A 15,943-nucleotide genomic window follows, 5' to 3' on the forward strand; every position below is an offset into this window, starting at 1 on the left:
ACATGCTACGGCCTGCGAGGTCGGTTGAGCGACACGGCTTACGCAGGTCACTCCCCCGCGGCCACCCTGTCGGCCGCCTGTCGGGGTTCCCTGGCCACGACCCAGGGCACCACCGCCGCCAGGAGGAGGACGCCTGAGACCGCGAAACCCGTCGCGTAACCCAACCGGTCCACCACCAGGCCGACGACCACGGGGCCCAGGATCGCCCCGGAATCACTCGCCATCTGGAATGTGGCCAGTACCTTGCCGCCGGCACGGTCCGCACCGATGACGTCGGCGACCGCCGCCTGCTGTGCCGGGTTGAGGATCCCCGCACCCATGCCGGCCACCACCGACGCCGCGACGAGGAGTGGAACGGTGTCGCACCATCCCAGGGCGATGGTCGTCACGCCGGAGACCACGAGACCGGTAATCACCATCGGCCGCCTCCCGAAACGGTCCGACAGTCTGCCCGCCACCGAGACCACGGAGGCCGTGCCCACCGCGAAGGACGCCAACGCCGTGCCCGCGATGCCGGCGCCGGCGTCGAAGTTGGCCGCGGCGAACAACGGGATGATGGCGACGCGAACGCCGAACGAGGTCCAGCCGTTGACGAAACTGGAGATCAACGCGGCACGGTAGCCGCTGTGACGCAACGCTTCGCCGACGAGCAGTGGCTCCTGCTCGGGGGACTCGTCATCGGGTGAGCGTCGACGGCCGCCGCGCAGGAACACGGCCACCACGCCGGTCGCCACGAGCAGGGTCCCGGCGTAGACGAAGAACGGGACGCGCATCCCGAACTCCGCCAGCAGTCCGCCCAGCACGGGCCCGCCGATGTTGCCGATGAGGAACGCGGTCGCGTACAGCCCGGCGATCCGTCCCCGCTCACCCGGCGGTGAGAGCCGTGTCAACAGCGCCATCGCGGAGATGGTGAACATCGTGGACCCGAGGCCACCGAGGCCGCGGAAGACCAGCAACTGCCAGTAGGACTGCGCCAGGCCGGTCGCCAGGGTGGAGACCGCGACGATGAGCAGGCCGGTCATGTAGACCCAGCGCTCCCCCATCCTGTCCACGAGGAACCCACCGGCGGGCGCGAACACCAGGCGGAAGAAGGCGAAGGCACTGACCACGACCGAGGCGGCCGCGACCGACACGTCGAAGTCGCGGGCGAACTGCGGCAGCACCGGCGCCACGAGTCCGTACCCGATCGCGACCGCGAACGCGGCCACGACGAGGACCCAGATGTCCGCGGGCAGGCGGGGTCGCGGCGAGGACCGCGCGGCGTCGCGGTCCTGCGTCGTGCCCCTCACGCCGATCGGAGGACGCGCGCTAGCACGTCGGCACCGAAGTGCAGCGCGTCGACGGGCACCCGTTCGTCGACGGCGTGGAAGTGCCCGAACACGTCGAACTCGTCGGGCACACGCAGCGGGACGAAGCCGTATCCGTCGATCCCCAGCTCGGAGAGATGCTTGTTGTCGGTGCTGGCGGGCAGGAGATAGGGCACCACCAGGGAGTCCGGATCCGACTCTCGGACGGCCTCGCCGATCACGTCGACCAGGGGGGCGTCCGCCGGAGCCGCGATGGGCGGCTGCCAGATCCACTCGACCGACACGTCGGGCCCGAGTTCCCGCTCCACCTCCGCGCGGAACGTCTCCTCGCCGCCGGGCAGGACACGGCAGTCGATCTCGGCGTGCGCCTCGGTCGGGATGACGTTGGTCTTGTACCCGGCGGACAGGACGGTCGGCGACGCGGTGTGCGACAAGGAGGCGGCGACGAGCGGGCCGAAGTGGCCGAGGACCTCGAGGCGGTCCGGCAGCTCCGCGACGTCCCCGCTGCCGCCGGCGATTCGGCCGACCGCCGCGGCCAGCGCGGTGTTGGCCTCGGTGGGTTCCACCGGGAAGTCGATGCCGGCGACGCGGTGGACCGCACCGGCGATGGCCGCGACGGCGTTGTCGGGCGTGGGGCGCGACGCGTGTGCGGCAGCACCGTGCGCGGTCACCTTCGCCCAGGCCACGCCTTTCTCGGCGATCGCGATGGGGTACAGACGACGTCCCGCCACGGGCACCGACCATCCGCCGACCTCGCTGAGCGCCTGGGTCATGCCGTCGAAGAGCTCGGGGCGTTCGCGGACGATCCACTTGGCGCCCATGATGCCGGCCGCCTCCTCGTCGGCGAAGAAGGCGAGTAGAAGGGAGCGACGGGGGACGATCCCCTCGCGGCGGTAGTGGCGCACCACGGCCAGGATCATGCCGATCATGTTCTTCATGTCCACGGTCCCGCGGCCGTAGAGCCACCCGTCCCGGATCTCCCCCGCGAAAGGCGGGACGGACCAGTCCTCCGCGACCGCCGGCACCACGTCGACGTGACCGTGCACGACGAGACCACCTGCGTGCGGATCCTCACCCTCCATCCGCGCGAACAGGCTTCCCCTGCCCGGGACCGACTCCACGAGTTCGCTGTCGATGCCGACCTCGCGGAGGTACTCGGCGATCCGTAGACAGACACGGGTCTCGCCGTCGCCGATCGTCGCGGGATCACCGGTGTTGGTCGAGTCGATGGCGACGAGGTCGGCCGTGATCGAGACGGCCTCCGCGCGCATCCGCTCCCGGGCCTCGTCGGTCATCTCGTGGGCGTCGGTCATCCGAAACACTTCCCTTCACCACGGTAGGTGGGCCAGCGGTCCACGAGGGCGGGCCCGTCAGCAGTCTCGTCCACCACGTGCAGCGTGTCGAACCGCTCGCACAGCTCACCGGCCTTGGCGTGCCTCCACCAGGCACGCCCGCCGATGGCCACCTCCCCGCGCACGGGCGTCTGGACCTCTCCGGCGCCCTCCCGGCCGAGGTATCGCAACCCCGCCGGCGCGACGGGCACGGGCAGGCGATCGCCGCCCGGTGCGCCCGAGGCGACGTAGCCCCCGTAGAGAAACGTGGTCAGTCCGGGCCCGGGCCTCCGCACGGCGGGCAGTGCGAACATCAGGGCCGGCCGTGGCGTGAAGGACCGGTAGGCGTCGAACAGCCCCGGCACGTAGAGGCCCGAACCGGCGGTGACCTCGGTGACGGCGGGAGCCGCAGCGCTCTCGGCGACCGACCCCGAGCCGCCGGAATTGACGATCTCCGGCCACTGACCGGTGATGTCCGCGATGACCTCGGCGACCGAACTACGGACCCCGCGGAGCCGCCGCATCGACAGCCGCTTCACCATGCCGACCCCGGGGACGTCGTCCGGCACCCCTGCGACCTGCGCCTCGTAGAACATCGAGCCGACCACACGGAACCCCTCGCCGGTGGCGTGACGCACCAGGGGTGCCACGTCCTCCGGGCCGCGGAGGGGGGATCGCCGGACCCCGAGGTGGACCGGACCCAACCGCAGCGACGAGTCGACGTCGATGCACACCCGCGCGTCGCCCGCCCCGGCCTCGCGGGCGATCTCCAGCTGCCGCGGGTGGTCGACCATGAGGGTCACGGCGTCGAGCGCCGCCGCATCCGCACCGAGGCGGCCCAGGGCCGCGCGGTCGACGGTGGGGTACCCCATGAGAACGTCGTCGCACCCCGAGTCGACGAGCCACAGCGCCTCGGAGAGCGAGTACGCCATGACGCCACGGACCGCCTCGTCCCCGAGCAGGTCCGACCCGAGTACCTCGCGGAGCACCCCACGCGACCGCACCGATTTACTGGCGACGCGGATCCTGGTGCCACCGGCCCGCCGGCGCAGATCCCGCAGGTTCGCCCGCAGGCTCGGCAGGTGCAGCGCGGCGAGCGGCGCGTCGATGTCGGCTGTCGCGGCGTCCAGGGCGCCGACGACTCCGAGCTCATGGGCCCGGGCCGGGCTACGCACCGTCGGCGGGCCGCGCGTCCCGCACCACGAGGTCGACCGCACGGTGCAGCAGGTCGTTGGCCTCGTCGTCGTCCCGGTAGATCTGCCACCGCAGGCTGATGCCGGTGATGATCGACAACACCACCCGCACCATGTCGTCCAGGCCCATGCCCCACCGCAAGCCGGCCGACTCGGCGGTGCGCTCCAGGACGGAGCGCACGATCGCCTCGTTCGACTCCTGCTGGTCACGGGCCAGCCCCACCTCCGGCAATCCGTGCGTCCGCAGCGAGTACGAGACGATCTCGTAGGTGAGCAACTGCCGATCCGGCGACGCGGAGATGACCGCCCAGATCAGGTCGATCGCCTCGTACAGCCGCCGGCGGAGGCCCTCCGTCCCACGGGCGCCCGAATCGAAATCGACGCTCACGAAGGCCCTGGCTGCCTGGTGCACCTCGGAGTTCACCGCGCCGATCACCTCTCGGAGGAGTTCCTCCTTGTCGGTGTAGCAGTAGTGGACGACACCGAGGGAGACGCCGGCACGCTCGGCGACGCCCCGCACGGTTACCGCCCCCAGGCCGTCGTGCTCGGCGATCTCCAGCGCGGCCCGGAGGAGCTGCGCCCGGCGCTGATCGGCAGGTAGTCGTCTGGTCACCCGTCCATGGTACGACGGCGAGCAGGGAGTAGACACCGATAACAGGGCACCGCCCCCGCGGCCGACCGGGCCCCCACCGAATCTTCAGGTCGATCGTCCAGGACGGCACCCGGCCCGGCCGCCCGCGGGTACTCTCTCGAGCCATGACGACCTCTGTGGCCTCCTGGCAGAACTGGGCCGGCAACGTGCTGGCGGCCCCGTCGGAACGGCGGGCCCCCACGACGGTGGCGGAGGTGAGCGACGTGGTGACCGCGGCGGCGGAGCGTGGTGACCGGGTCAAGTGTGTGGGCGCCGGACACTCCTTCACCCCGGCCGCGGCGACCGACGGGGTACTGGTGTCCCTGGACGACCTCACCGGGATCGAGTCGATCGTACCGACCCGCGACGCGGCCGGCCGGGTCGACGGTGCCGACGTGACGGTCTGGGCCGGGACCCGCCTACACCGGCTCGGCCCGCTGCTCTGGGACCTCGGGTTGGCACAACAGAACCTCGGGGACTTCGCGGAGCAGTCGCTCGCCGGCGCCGTGTCCACCGGGACCCACGGCACCGGGTGCGGGGCGCCGGGTCTGCCCGCCACCGTCGTCGGACTGCAGCTCGTCTCCGCCGACGGGTCCGTCTTCTCCTGCTCACCGACCTCGCATCCGGAGGTCTTCGAGGCCGCGCGTCTCGGAATCGGCGCGCTGGGGATCATCACCAAGATGACGATCCGATGCGTGCCCGCCTTCGCCCTGCGGGCCGAGGAGAGCCCGTGGACGCTCTCGGCGGCACTACGGGACCTGGAGGGATTCGCCCGCTCCGCCGACCACGCCGAGTTCTTCTGGTTCCCGCACACCGACGCGATCACCGTCAAGCGCAACACCCGCTTACCCGGGGACACTGAGCTGAGCCCCGTGGGCCGTGTCCGCGAGCTGGTGAGCGACGAGTTCCTGGCCAACGAGGCGTTCGACGCGTTGTGCCGCGCCGCGACGCGCAGGCCCACCCTGACACCCCGGCTCAACCGCTTCGCCTCACGGGCGCTCACCGCCCGCGAGTTCACGGATCGCGGCTACCGCGTGTTCGCGTCGCCGCGGCGCGTGCGGTTCCGCGAGATGGAGTACGCGGTACCCCTCGGAGCGGCCTCCAGCGTGCTGCGCGATCTGCGAGACACGATCGATCGGTCCGGCGTCGTCACGCCGTTCCCCGTGGAGGTGCGGTTCGCCGCCGCCGACGACGTGTGGATGTCCACGGCGCACCACCGCGAGGTGTGCTACATCGCCGTCCACCAGTACCACCGGATGGACCACACCGAGTTGTTCCGGCTGGCCGAGTCAATCTTCCTCGCATCGGGCGGGAGACCGCACTGGGGCAAAATGCACACCCGGACCGCCGCGGACCTGTCGACGATGGTCGAGCGCTTCGACGACTTCCTCTCGGTGCGCGACCGACTCGACCCCGATCGGCTCTTCGGCAACGAGTACACCGAGCGCGTACTGCCCTAAGGCGCGCCCCGCCCCGGGTTGCGTACCGTGGTGGTCCGAGCGGCCCGAGCCGACCGCCCGCCACGACCCCCAGGAGTGAGTGACCAGTGCCCGACCGCGTCCCCGCCGAAGCCTCCGGTCCCGCAGCGGGGGTGGTGACGGCAGCCCTGCGCCGGGCTATCCGAGGTCAGGCCGGCGCCGCCCGCGCCTATGTCCGCCAGCTCCGTCGCGCGCACCCCGACGAGTCGCCCGCGCGGATCCGTGAACGTCTCGACAGCCGATTCCTCACCGCCGTCACCGCATCCGGAGCGGCCGTGGGCGCCGCCGCCGCCGTTCCCGGCATCGGCACGGTCGTCGCGTTCGGCGCGGTGGGAGCAGAATCTCTGGTGTTTCTGGAGGCGGCCGCCTTCTACACGATGGCGGTGGCGGAGGTGCACGGTATCGACGTCCGAGAGGGCGAGCACGAGGAACTCCTGGTCATGACCGTGATGCTCGGGGCGTCCGGCACGGCGATCCTCGCCAACGCGGTCGGGCCGTCCGGCGGCGCGGGTTCGCTGGCGAGCAGGTCGCTGCACGTGCCGGGCCTCAAGGAGATCAACCGCCGCATGCTGAGTCGTTTCGCCCGCAAGTTCGCCGTCAGGCGCGCCGGGCTGGCCGTGGGCAAACTCGCGCCCGCCGGGCTCGGGGCCGCGGTCGGTGGATGGGGCAACCGGCGACTCGGGAGGACGGTCGTGGAGACCGCCGACGCGACCTTCGGCGCGTCCCCGAAGGAGTGGCCCACCGTATGAACAGACGACCCGGCCCACCGTGTGAACCCACGGTGACGGGCGAGTGGCATCCCCCTGTCAGGTGAGATCGGAAAGCCCCGATCGGGCAGACGGTCTAGCCTGGATCCATTGACGTGTGAAACCCACCACAGAATCAGAGAGGCACCACAAGATCGTGAGCAACAACGTCTCACAGTTCGGACAGAACCAGTGGCTCGTAGACGAGATGTACGAGCGGTTCGCCCAGGACCCGTCCTCGGTGGACGAGTCCTGGCACGAATTCTTCAAGGCCAACCCGGAGGCCGCCTCCTCCACCGGGTCCGGCTCCACCAACGGCACAGCCCCGCGCGGAACGGACGGAGCCGAAGACCGGGCGCGGTCCGGCGGTGAGACCCGTGCGTCGTCGAAGCAGTCGGCCAAGGCGACGGGTGCGACCGCCTCGGCCGAGACCGGGTCCTCGGCGGAGAAGAAGACGAAGAAGGCCGCGGATCTGACTGTGGACGATGTGACGCCGACCGCGTCCGCCAAGGACGTCGCGGCCAAGCCGGACGCCGACGCGTCCCCGCGTCGCAAGGCGCGGGGACAGGGCGTACCCGCCCCCTCGGGAACCCCGGAGACACGCAGGAAACCCGATACGCCTGCGGTCGGCAAGCCCTCCCGTCCGCAGTACACCCCTCCGCAGGAGACGGAGACCAAGGCGCTGCGCGGTGCGGCCAACGCGATCGTCAAGAACATGAACGCGTCGCTCTCACTGCCGACCGCGACCTCCGTCCGCGCGGTCCCGGCCAAGCTGATGATCGACAACCGGATGGTCATCAACAATCATCTCAAGCGCACACACGGTGGGAAGATCTCCTTCACCCACCTCATCGGGTACGCGATGGTGCAGGCCATCAAGGCGTACCCGAATATGAACAACCACTACGAGGAGATCGACGGCAAGCCGCACACCGTCACCCCGGCGGGGATCAACCTCGGACTGGCCATCGACATGAAGACCAAGGCCGGTCGCTCGCTCGTCGTCGCGGCCATCCGCAACTGTGAGGCGCTCGACTTCCGCGGCTTCCTCGACGCCTACGAGGACATCGTCGCCCGCGCCCGCGAGGGCAAGCTGACGATGGACGACTTCTCGGGCGTCACGGTCTCGCTGACCAACCCGGGCGGTATCGGCACCGTGCACTCGGTGCCCCGTCTGACCGTGGGTCAGGGCGCGATCCTCGGTGTGGGCGCCATGGAGTACCCCGCCGAGTTCCAGGGTGCCAGCGAGGAGCAGCTGGCCAACAACGCCGTCGGCAAGATCACCACACTGACCTCGACCTACGATCACCGGATCATCCAGGGCGCGGAGTCCGGCGAGTTCCTGCGTGAGATCCACCGCCTGCTCCTCGCGGACGAGTTCTACGACGAGATCTTCGACGCCCTCGGCATCCCGTACGAGCCCGTCCGGTGGCGCCAGGACATCACCGATCCCCGAGTCGACAAGGACGCCCGCGTCCTGGAGCTCATCGCCGCGTACCGCGATCGCGGCCACCTCATGGCCGACATCGACCCACTCGACGGGAAGCACGCGCAGCGGCGCCGCACCTTCCACCCGGATCTCGACGTCAACTCGCACGAGCTCACCCTGTGGGACCTCGACCGCAGGTTCTCCGTCGGTGGATTCGTCGGCAAGGACAAGATGCGTCTGCGCGACGTGCTGGCCGCGCTGCGCGCCGCCTACTGTCGCAAGATCGGCATCGAATACACCCACATCCTCGAGAACGAACAGCGCCAGTGGATCCAGGAGCGCATCGAGGGGGTCGACGACAAGCCGACCGTCGCCGAGCAGAAGTACATCCTGTCCAAGGTCAACGCCGCCGAGGCATTCGAGACCTTCCTGCAGACCAAGTACGTGGGTCAGAAGCGGTTCTCCCTCGAGGGCGCCGAGTCCGTCATCCCGATGATGGACGCGGTCATCGACGAGGCCGCCGAGTTCAGCCTGGACGAGGTCGTCATCGGCATGCCGCACCGCGGTCGCCTCAACGTGCTGGCGAACATCGTCGGCAAGCCCTACCGCCAGATCTTCACGGAGTTCGAGGGCAACATGGACCCCTCGGCCGCGCACGGTTCGGGCGACGTGAAGTACCACCTCGGCGCCGAAGGCATCCAGTACCAGATGTTCGGCGAGAACGAGATCAAGGTCTCGCTCACGGCCAACCCGTCCCACCTCGAGGCGGTCGACCCGGTTCTCGAGGGCATCGTCCGCGCCAAGCAGGACCTCATCGAGGACCCGGAGTGGCGCGCCGAGTACCCGGTCGTGCCGCTCATGCTGCACGGTGACGCCGCGTTCGCCGGCCAGGGTGTCGTCGCCGAGACGCTCAACCTCTCCCAGATCGACGGTTACCGCACCGGTGGGACGATCCACATCGTGGTCAACAACCAGATCGGGTTCACGACCGCCCCCGAGGCCGGCCGCTCCAGCCAGTACGCCACGGACGTCGCCAAGATGATCGGCTCGCCGATCTTCCACGTCAACGGCGGCGACCCCGAGGCGTGTGTGCGCGTCGCCCGCCTCGCGATGGACTTCCGTCAGCAGTTCAAGAAGGACGTCGTGATCGACCTCGTCTGCTACCGCCGTCGCGGGCACAACGAGGCCGACGACCCGTCGATGACCCAGCCGCGGATGTACGAGGTGATCGACGGTAAGAAGAGCGTCCGCCAGTCCTACACCGAGGATCTCGTCGGCCGTGGCGACATCACCGAGAAGGAGGCGGAGAACGCCCTGCGCGACTTCCAAGGCCAGCTCGAGCGCGTCTTCAACGAGGTCCGCGAACTCGAGAAACACCCGGTCAAGGCCTCCGAGTCGATCCTGCCCAACCAGCCGCTGCCCAAGCGCCTGGTGACGGCGGTGGACGAGTCTGTCATCCACGCGATCGGCGACGCCTTCGGCAGCCTGCCGGAGGAGTTCCACATCCACCCGCGCGTGAAGCCGGTGTACGAGGCACGCCAGAAGATGGCCTACAACGGCAACGTCGACTGGGCCTTCGCCGAGCTCCTCGCGCTCGGCTCGCTCGTCCGTGAAGGCAAGACCGTCCGCCTGGCCGGCCAGGACTCGCAGCGCGGCACCTTCACCCAGCGGCACGCGGTGGTGGTCGACAAGACCACCTCCGAGCCCTACTCCCCGCTGCAGAACCTCGAGGACGCCGAGGGCCGCTTCGAGGTGTGGAACTCGGCGCTCACGGAGTACGCGGGCCTCGGCTTCGAGTACGGCTACTCCGTCGGCGACCCCGACGCACTCGTGCTCTGGGAGGCGCAGTTCGGCGACTTCGTCAACGGTGCGCAGATCATCATCGACGAGTACATCTCGTCCGGTGAGGCCAAGTGGGGCCAGAAGTCCTCGGTCACCCTGCTGCTCCCCCACGGCCACGAGGGCATGGGCCCGGACCACACGTCCGGCCGCATCGAACGGTTCCTCCAGCTGTGTGCGGAGGGCTCGATGACCGTCGCCCAACCGTCGACCCCGGCGAACTACTTCCACCTCCTCCGCCGCCACGCCACCGACGGCATCAAGCGGCCGCAGGTGGTGTTCACGCCCAAGTCGATGCTGCGCAACAAGAAGGCCGTCAGCGCGATCGCGGACTTCACCTCCGGCAAGTTCCGGTCCGTCCTCGACGATCCGACGTTCGCGGACGGGTCCAGGGACGCGGGCAAGGTCAAGACCATGCTGCTGGTGTCCGGCAAGCTCTACTACGAGCTGGCCGCCCGCCAGGAGAAGGAGGGCCGCGACGACATCGCGATCGTCCGCCTCGAGCAGCTCTACCCGATCCCCCACCGCCGCATGCGCGAGGCGCTGGACCACTACCCGAACCTCACCGAGGTCCGCTGGGTCCAGGAGGAGCCGGCCAACCAGGGCGCGTGGAGCTTCCTCGCGCTCGAACTGCCGGAGCGGATCGACGACTTCCCGCCGCTCAAGCGGGTCTCCCGTCGCCCGATGGCCGCCACCTCGACCGGCCTGAGCAAGGTCCACGCCGTCGAGCAGAAGGCTCTGGTGGACGAGGCGTTCGCCTGACCCACCCGAACCGGGAACGGGGCCCGGCCGCCATCGGCGGCCGGGCCCCGTTCTCCTATGCGGCGCGCCGCCGCCGGGCCGGTCAGTACCCGTGCGAGTCCAACCAGTAGTTGGCCAGGGCGACGGGGGTTGAGGTCCCGAACTCCACACCCAGCAGCAGCTCACGCACGTCATCGGTGGTCAGCTCTCCGCTGATCCGGTTGATCAGACTCAACTGGTCCTCCGAGAGCGAGCCCTTGCGGAAGACGGGCACCAGGTTCTGGGCGCGGACCGCGTTCTCGTCGTCGTCCAGTGTCACGATGTCCTCGGGGAGGCCCACCGGGTCGGCCGACTGGACCAACCCCACGCCGATCTCCCCCGCACGCAGGGCGTCGAACACCGCACGAGGATTCGGCCCCAACGGGATCCGACGGCCGAAACCGCAGTCGTACGTCTCTCCCACGGCGGCGGCCAGGTCGCCGTCAGCGAGGGCCTCCTGCCTCGCGCCGAGCGTGAGCTCACCGCACCGACCGGCCAGGTCGGACATCGTCCGCAATCCCCGGGTCTCCGACGTGTTGCGCGTGACCACGTACACCGGCGCGTCCTCGGCGGGTGCCGGGTCCGCGGCGGTGACCCCCTCCGGTAGCGCGGCCATCATCGCGGCATACACCTCGTCCCCCTCGGTCGCCGTCGCACCGGGGTCGAAGGCTCCCAGGAGCTCACCGGTGAATCCCACCGTGAAGGTCGCGTCTCCCGCGACGACGGACTCCACGACCTCCGCCTGGGTCCCGGATTGGGGTCGCGCGGTCACCCGCGAGCCGGACCGTACCAGCGCGTTGCCGTAGATGTGGCCCACGATCTCCGCCTCACCGAACGAGGCCGTCTCGATCACCGCCACCGGGTCGTCCCGGTGCGCCGGCACGATCGACGACTGCGCCTGACAGCCGGACAGAGCCATCGCCACCACACCCGCGAGCGCCACCGCGCGCCTCCCGGGCCGCCCCACCGTCCGCAGCACCCGACCACGTCCTTCCTCACACCGACCGCACCCGTCAGCGCGGACATCTCGTCCGACAGTGTCCCAGGACCGTCCCGGCGCCGTCACGCCGAGGCCCCACGTGGTCGCCGTCCGGAGTCGACGGGCCGTCCGTCAGCGGGTCAGGCCGGGGTTCACGGCGGACCGGGCGGGATCGGTGACGTCGATCCCGGCTTCCGCCCACGCCTCCTCGAGTTCGGCCGCACCCTTCATACGGACCCACGCCGCCTCCGTGTGGGTGACCGGCACGGCCCGGAACACCCGGACGGGTGCCGCGTCACCCGGCAGTTCGACGTCCGGGATCTCGGGGGCACGCAGCACCACGGCGGTGAACGCCGCGCCGGGCCACAGCGGCTCGCCCAGGTCGATCAGCGCGCCCTCGGACAAGACCAGTCCCTCCACCGCGGGCGCGGCCGCGAGCACGGCCAGGGCGCGCACCACGCCGTCCACACCGCCCCGGAGCACGAGGCTCAGCTCCGCGCGCGGCGCTGTCGGATCGGGCACGAGCGCCGACGGATCCCCCATCGGCTCGGCCGAACACCCCAGCGAGACGTACCGCACCACACCGCTCTCCACGTCCACGAACCGGAGGATCCGGATCGGCGCGGTGCCGAGGAACGTCACCGACGCCTCCTGCGGCTCCGGTCCGTAGCGCTCCTCCAGGTGAGCGCGTACCGCCGCCGGAACCGTCGACCCGTCCGCAGGGCCTCCCGGTAGCACTACTTCAGCCCGAGCCGGGCGAGCTCGTCGCGCACCCGCTCGGCGTTGGCGGGTTCGCACAGGACGTCGTAGCGGCCCGCGACCAGCTGGGAGGTGGACGCGAAATCCCGCTTCCCGCGGGTCGCGGCGTAGGACAGCGACGCCGAGACGACGCCGAACACGGAGCCGCCGACCAGACCGGTCAGCACCACGCCCCACATGGGTTGCGTGAAGATGCCCAGGAGCAGGCCGATGAACAGGCCGAGCCACGCGCCGGTCGCCAGCCCGCCCAGCAGGACCTTCGGCCAGGTGAGTCGGCCCGTGACCCGCTCGACCTGCATGAGATCGACGCCGACGATCGTGACCTCGTGGACGGGGAAGTCCTCGTCGGCGAGGTGATCGACCGCCGCCTGGGCCTGCGCGTACGTGGGGTAGGAGCCGACGACCCACCCGGTGGGCGGTGTGGGCAGACCCGGCGTCTGGGCGCCCCGGGCGCGCGCGCCCCGCGGGTTCACGGGAGTGGTCATGAGGTCCGTCCTTCCGTTTCGTTCCCGGCGGGGTCCCGATCCGAGACGGTCATCCCGGCCGCACGGCCACGGGCGGAGACGACCAACGCCATCTTACGGCTGGCCTCGTCGAGCATCTCGTCACCGAACATCACCGCACCGCGGGCGCCGCCCTCCACCGAGGTCGAGCGCGCGTAGGCCTCGAGGATGGCCTCGGCCTTGTCGAACTCGTCCTGACGCGGGCTGAACACCTCGTTACCCGCGTCGACCTGCGCGGGGTGCAGGACCCACTTGCCGTCGAACCCGAGGGCGGCGGTGCTGGCCGCCGCGCGACGGAAACCGTCCTCGTCGCGGACTCTGAGGAACGGACCGTCGATGGCCTGAAGGCCGTGCGCGCGGGCGGCCACCAGGATCGTCATGAACACGTGGTGATAGGCGTCGCCCGGGGCGTACCCGTCCGGCTGCTCCCCCACCGTCAGCGTGCGCATCCCGATGGAGGCCATGAAGTCGGCGGGACCGAACACGAGCGTGAGCACCCGCGGGCTGGCCGTCGCGATCGCGTCGATGTTGGTCAGACCGAGGGCGTCCTCGATCTGCGGCTCGATCCCGATGTGACCGACCGGCAGGCCCGCGGCCTTCTCCACCTGGGTCAGCACGAGGTCGAGCGCGGCGACCTCCGCCGCGGTCCGCGCCTTGGGCAGCAGCAGTGCGTCGACGTGCGCACCCGCCCGACCGACGACCTCCGTGACGTCGCGGACCGTGTACTCGGTGTCCCAGGCGTTGACGCGCACCACCACGGTGGGCGCCGCGAACCCACCCCCGCCGAGAGCGGCGACCACGTTCTCGCGAGCCTCCTCCTTAGCCGGGCCCGCGACCGCGTCCTCGAGATCCAGGAAAACCTCGTCCACAGGCAGTCCCCGCGCCTTGTCGATCATTTTCACACTGCTGCCGGGCACGGCGAGGACCGTGCGCCGCGGCCGGGCGCGCAGGTCCGCGATCGTCGAGGCGGCGTCCGCCGACGGCGCGGCTGTCGCGTGGGGGGCGGCGGTCATCGTGGGTGGCACTCCCTTACGTCCGGTACGGCGGGCGGGCGCCGCCTGTCGGTGACTAGGTTGGTCTGCATGGCGAACCTCAACAAGGCCTTCGTCGCCAGGCTAGCCGGATTGTCCGTGATCGGCCCTGACGGGGACGACATCGGACGAATCCGGGATGTCGTGGTGACGATGCGGTCCGGGCACAAACCCCCGCGGGTCATCGGGCTGGTCGTCGAACTACCCACGCGGCGCAGGATCTTCGTGCCCATGCTCCGGGTCGCCTCGATCGACCCGAGGTCGGTGTCGCTGGTGTCGGGGACCATCAACCTGCACAGGTTCCAGTCCAGGCCCGGGGAGAACCTCGTGCTGGGCGCCCTGGTGGACTCGGTCATCGGGGTCGAGCGCGACCAGCCCGCGGGCGAGCGCTCCGGGTCCCGGGGCCGCCCGGCCCGGTACCAGGTCGTGGACGTGGAGATCGAACGCCAACGCTCGCGGGACTGGCTCGTGTCGCGGCTCGCCGTCCGGGAGCGCCGCGGGCGTTCCCCCCTCGGCCGGCGCGGAGAGGTGTCGATCCACCCGTGGAACCGCATCAGGGGCCTGGACGACGCGATCGGCACCCCTGAGCACGGCGCAGAAAGCCTGGTCGAGCAGTACGCGGACCTCCGCCCGGCGGACGTCGCGATCGCCCTGCGCGAGCTGCCGGAGGTACGGCGGCTGGAGGTCGCCCGCACCCTGGACGACGAACGGCTGGCCGACATCCTGCAGGAGCTCCCCCACGACGAGCAGACCGAGATCGTCACCCGGCTCGAACTCGAGCGTGCTGCGGACGTCCTCGAGGCCATGGATCCTGACGACGTCGCCGACCTCCTCGGCGAGCTGCCCGAGAAGGACGCCGAGTCGTATCTCGAGCGGATGAACCCCGAGGACTCGTCGAACGTCCGGCGTCTGCTGACGTTCGACGCCGACACCGCCGGCGGGTTGATGACGCCCGAGCCGATCATCCTCTCGCCGCAGACGACCGTGGCGGAGGCGCTGGCGCACTGCCGCAACCCCGACCTCAGTCCGGCGCTGGCCAGCCTTGTCTTTGTCGTCCGCCCTCCCACGGCCACCCCGACGGGTAAATACCTGGGCTGCGTCCACATCCAGGCGCTGCTGCGCGAGCTCCCCTCCGCCATGGTCGCCGAGACGGTGGACACGAGCCTGTCGGCGTTGCGCCCCACCGACTCGGTGGACGCGGTGACCCGGTTCTTCGCCACCTACAACCTCGTGTGCGGCCCCGTCGTCGACGACGAGGGGCACCTCCTCGGCGCGGTCGCGGTGGACGACCTGCTGGATCACCTTCTGCCCGAGGACTGGCGGGACATGGACCTGCACGACGACACGGAGACGGCCCGATGACCGAACCCACCGTGAGGTCGTCGCTGTCCACGCCGATGACCTCCCGCCGACCCCGGATCAGCTTCGACTCCGACGCGGTCGGTCGGTACAGCGAGGCCGTCGCCCGGTTCTTCGGCACCGGCATGTACCTGCTCATCCAGACGGTCGTGGTGATCGTGTGGATCGTCATCAACGTCGCGGTCGTGGCGCTGCGGTTCGATCCGTACCCGTTCATCCTCCTCAACCTGGCGTTCTCGACCCAGGCCGCCTATGCGGCGCCGCTCATCCTGCTCGCGCAGAACCGCCAGGAGGACCGCGACAAGGAGTCCGTCAAGGAGGACCGGCTCCGGGCCACCCAGACCAAGGCGGACACGGAGTTCCTCGCCCGCGAGCTCGCGTCGGTACGCCTGTCGGTGGGCGAGACCGTCACACGCGACTACCTGCGCCGCGAGCTCGACGACCTCCGGGATTCCGTGGAACGGATCGAGACGATGCTGGCCGGCTTCCCCGCCGCCGGAGGTAACGCCGATGGCGGGGAAACCGATCCAGACGACAGGGGCCGGGGGTAACCTCGCCCCAGACGAAGCGTCGCGGGG

The 15,943-nt window shown here is 70.4% G+C and carries 13 protein-coding genes; 5 read left to right on the forward strand and 8 right to left on the reverse strand.

Annotation, left to right across the window (positions count from 1 at the left end; genetic code table 11):
* Positions 1-47: 47 nt before the first annotated feature.
* Genes C3V38_RS15635 through C3V38_RS15650 form a run of 4 tightly spaced genes read right to left on the reverse strand, consistent with a single transcriptional unit; the run spans position 48 to position 4,444 of the window.
* A complete protein-coding gene (locus tag C3V38_RS15635; protein WP_106386267.1) occupies positions 48-1,289 on the reverse strand; it encodes an MFS transporter in 1,242 nt (413 codons plus the stop codon).
* Positions 1,286-2,620 (reverse strand): M20/M25/M40 family metallo-hydrolase, encoded by a 1,335-nt coding sequence (locus tag C3V38_RS15640; protein WP_061227651.1) that lies wholly within the window; start codon positions 2,618-2,620, stop codon positions 1,286-1,288. Before C3V38_RS15640 ends, C3V38_RS15635 begins: the two co-directional genes overlap by 4 nt.
* Positions 2,617-3,813: an alanine racemase gene (locus tag C3V38_RS15645; RefSeq protein WP_174705812.1), complete on the reverse strand. Its 1,197-nt coding sequence runs from the start codon at positions 3,811-3,813 to the stop codon at positions 2,617-2,619. Before C3V38_RS15645 ends, C3V38_RS15640 begins: the two co-directional genes overlap by 4 nt.
* A complete protein-coding gene (locus C3V38_RS15650; RefSeq protein ID WP_106386268.1) occupies positions 3,806-4,444 on the reverse strand; it encodes a TetR/AcrR family transcriptional regulator in 639 nt (212 codons plus the stop codon). The genes C3V38_RS15645 and C3V38_RS15650 overlap by 8 nt, the downstream gene beginning before the upstream one ends.
* Before the next feature lie 143 nt (positions 4,445-4,587).
* On the opposite strand from C3V38_RS15650, the gene C3V38_RS15655 reads away from it, so the two are divergent.
* From C3V38_RS15655 to C3V38_RS15665, 3 genes are all read left to right on the forward strand, one after another.
* Positions 4,588-5,922 carry a D-arabinono-1,4-lactone oxidase gene (locus C3V38_RS15655; RefSeq protein ID WP_106386269.1) on the forward strand — a complete coding sequence of 445 codons (1,335 nt, stop codon included), beginning with the start codon at positions 4,588-4,590 and terminating at the stop codon, positions 5,920-5,922.
* 86 nt (positions 5,923-6,008) lie between these two features.
* The gene (locus C3V38_RS15660; protein ID WP_106386270.1) at positions 6,009-6,689 is read left to right on the forward strand and encodes a hypothetical protein; all 681 of its coding nucleotides are present in this window, start codon (positions 6,009-6,011) and stop codon (positions 6,687-6,689) included.
* Between the two features lie 154 nt (positions 6,690-6,843).
* Entirely contained in the window at positions 6,844-10,716 is a 3,873-nt protein-coding gene (locus C3V38_RS15665) for a multifunctional oxoglutarate decarboxylase/oxoglutarate dehydrogenase thiamine pyrophosphate-binding subunit/dihydrolipoyllysine-residue succinyltransferase subunit (protein WP_174705791.1), read from the forward strand.
* A gap of 82 nt (positions 10,717-10,798) precedes the next feature.
* Here the strand turns inward: C3V38_RS15665 and C3V38_RS15670 are convergent, their stop codons facing one another.
* The 4 genes from C3V38_RS15670 to C3V38_RS15685 all read right to left on the reverse strand — a co-directional run bounded on the left by C3V38_RS15670 (position 10,799) and on the right by C3V38_RS15685 (position 14,000).
* A complete protein-coding gene (locus C3V38_RS15670) occupies positions 10,799-11,677 on the reverse strand; it encodes a glycine betaine ABC transporter substrate-binding protein (RefSeq protein WP_106386271.1) in 879 nt (292 codons plus the stop codon).
* A gap of 168 nt (positions 11,678-11,845) precedes the next feature.
* Entirely contained in the window at positions 11,846-12,451 is a 606-nt protein-coding gene (locus C3V38_RS15675; RefSeq protein WP_106386272.1) for a suppressor of fused domain protein, read from the reverse strand.
* Positions 12,451-12,957: a general stress protein gene (locus C3V38_RS15680; protein WP_061227646.1), complete on the reverse strand. Its 507-nt coding sequence runs from the start codon at positions 12,955-12,957 to the stop codon at positions 12,451-12,453. The genes C3V38_RS15675 and C3V38_RS15680 overlap by 1 nt, the downstream gene beginning before the upstream one ends.
* Positions 12,954-14,000, reverse strand: coding sequence for a CoA ester lyase (locus C3V38_RS15685; protein ID WP_371412130.1), 1,047 nt, complete (start codon positions 13,998-14,000; stop codon positions 12,954-12,956). The genes C3V38_RS15680 and C3V38_RS15685 overlap by 4 nt, the downstream gene beginning before the upstream one ends.
* 57 nt (positions 14,001-14,057) lie before the next feature.
* Here C3V38_RS15685 and C3V38_RS15690 point away from each other — a divergent pair, with 57 nt between their 5' ends.
* Complete coding sequence (locus tag C3V38_RS15690) at positions 14,058-15,368, forward strand: magnesium transporter MgtE N-terminal domain-containing protein (protein WP_106386274.1); 1,311 nt, start codon at positions 14,058-14,060, stop codon at positions 15,366-15,368.
* Positions 15,365-15,916 (forward strand): DUF1003 domain-containing protein, encoded by a 552-nt coding sequence (locus C3V38_RS15695; RefSeq protein ID WP_106386275.1) that lies wholly within the window; start codon positions 15,365-15,367, stop codon positions 15,914-15,916. The genes C3V38_RS15690 and C3V38_RS15695 overlap by 4 nt, the downstream gene beginning before the upstream one ends.
* The last annotated feature ends 27 nt before the right edge of the window (positions 15,917-15,943 follow it).

This window comes from Dietzia sp. oral taxon 368 (genome assembly GCF_002999155.1).
GTDB lineage: Bacteria > Actinomycetota > Actinomycetes > Mycobacteriales > Mycobacteriaceae > Dietzia > Dietzia cinnamea.